Origin of the sequence: Streptomyces sp. NPDC029216 (genome assembly GCF_040648015.1) — a bacterium.
Lineage (GTDB): Bacteria > Actinomycetota > Actinomycetes > Streptomycetales > Streptomycetaceae > Streptomyces.
Map to the genome: position 1 here is coordinate 1 of NZ_JBEZWL010000307.1, position 1,664 is coordinate 1,664.

General features: G+C 68.6%; 2 protein-coding genes. One reads left to right on the forward strand and one right to left on the reverse strand.

What is annotated here, in order from left to right:
• Window positions 1–271: 271 nt before the first annotated feature.
• The gene (locus AB0F18_RS39210; RefSeq protein WP_362070322.1) at window positions 272–1,081 is read left to right on the forward strand and encodes an IS5 family transposase; all 810 of its coding nucleotides are present in this window, start codon (window positions 272–274) and stop codon (window positions 1,079–1,081) included.
• Here AB0F18_RS39210 and AB0F18_RS39215 read toward each other — a convergent pair.
• The gene (locus AB0F18_RS39215) at window positions 1,055–1,549 is read right to left on the reverse strand and encodes a hypothetical protein (RefSeq protein WP_362070325.1); all 495 of its coding nucleotides are present in this window, start codon (window positions 1,547–1,549) and stop codon (window positions 1,055–1,057) included. The two genes, AB0F18_RS39210 and AB0F18_RS39215, sit on opposite strands and share 27 nt — an antisense overlap.
• Between the last annotated feature and the right edge of the window lie 115 nt (window positions 1,550–1,664).

Sequence of the window (1,664 nt, forward strand, 5' to 3'; positions counted from 1 at the left end):
GAACCCGTTGTTCTATCGAGCGTGGGGGCGTTTGGGTTCGAACAGGGTTCTGGGTCGGGTGATGTTGCGAGTGTCCGGGCATGAAGGCAGGGCCTCTTGGTAGCTCGGGGGTGCGACCCCATCCGGGCTGTTCCAGGAGACCCTGTTGCCACAGCTTTGCGCGCCTGAGCTCGCCGCGTCCAATGCGGCTTCCCCATCGTGTGACTGCATCGCGCACGCGTACGGAAATGCCGCCGATCACGGCGTGCGGGTGCGGCGTTATCCGTCGGACATGACGAATGCGGAGTGGGCGGCCATCCGTCCGCTGCTTCCGGTGCCGGCCTGGCTGGAGGGCCGGGGCGGGCAGCCGGAGGGCTACTGTCACCGGCAGATGCTCGACGCGGTCCGTTACCTGCTCGACAACGGGATCAAGTGGCGGGCGATCCCTGCGGATTTCCCTGCCTGGGACCGGGTCTACGTGTTCTTCCGCCGCTGGCACCGCCAAGGACTGATCGCCGAGTTCCACGACCGCCTCAGGTCCCGCCTGCGTGAGAGGGAAGGCCGCAAGGCGGAGCCGACGGCCGCGGTCATCGACTCGCAGTCCCTGCGGGCGGCCGGCACCGTCGGCGCCGGATCACGCGGCTGGGACCAGGCCAAAAAAGTCGGCGGCCGCAAACGCCACCTGGCGGTTGACTCCACAGGCCTGCTGCTGGTCGTGAAGGTCACCGCTGCGTCCGTGCAGGACCGCGACGGAGCCGTCCCCGTGCTGGAACGGCTCCGTGCACTCCACCGCAAGATCACACTGGTGTGGGCCGACAGCGCCTACGCCGGCCAGCTCGTCCACTGGGCCGCGGAGTCCCTCCGCCTCGCCCTGACCATCATCAGACGCGCCAAGGGCGACAAAACACTCCAGGTCCTGCCCCGCCGCTGGGTCGTCGAGCGCACACTGGCCTGGCTCATGCACCGCCGCCGCCTCGTCCGCGACTACGAACGCCTGCCCGCCACCCACGAAACGATGGTCCTCTGGTCCATGACCATGATCATGGGACGCCGCCTCGCCCGCAGACCTCCGCACTCAACCGGCGGCCGACCCCACCACTGAAGTGGCGTCCACGGTGAACAACCCCTGATCCGCCACCGCCCACCCCCGGGACACCAGCCGCTTCGCCATCGAGCGGACACACTCGATCTTCGCGGGCACCGCTTCCCGGCCCAGGGCCACGGTCAGATCCCTGGCCCGCATCGGACCGCCGGCCGCCCCAGCCACCAGCACGGCCAGCAGACGCTGGTACTCCTCGGGCAGCACCCGGGCCGAGAGACCCTCACGACGGCGTGGCACCACCATGAGCCCCATCGGACCGGGATCCGTGGCCGTCGCGGCCGTCTCCGCCCGAGCCACCGGGCCGTTCAAGACCTCGGCGACCGTCTCACGCGCAATGACCAGCCGCTCCAGACCGGCTTCCGCCTCATCGAGCTCCTCCAGGATCCGATCGGCCTCTTCCCGCAGCCGCTCGATCACCTCCCGCGCAGCCGACTCCCTCGCCTCCAGCAAACCCAGCACCGACGCCATCGCACACCCCCGCACGATCAACGACAAACACGACAACGCATCCCTGCCTCACCGAACCGAAACCCACTCCCACCAGCGGAAAGCCAACGATCACGTTCGATAAGACAACAGGTTC

What these genes read in the sequence shown, in the direction of transcription:
- AB0F18_RS39210 (WP_362070322.1), top strand. Translation starts at nt 272, where the DNA reads ATGACGAATGCGGAGTGGGCGGCCATCCGTCCGCTGCTTCCGGTGCCG.
- AB0F18_RS39215 (WP_362070325.1), bottom strand. Translation starts at nt 1,549, where the DNA reads ATGGCGTCGGTGCTGGGTTTGCTGGAGGCGAGGGAGTCGGCTGCGCGG.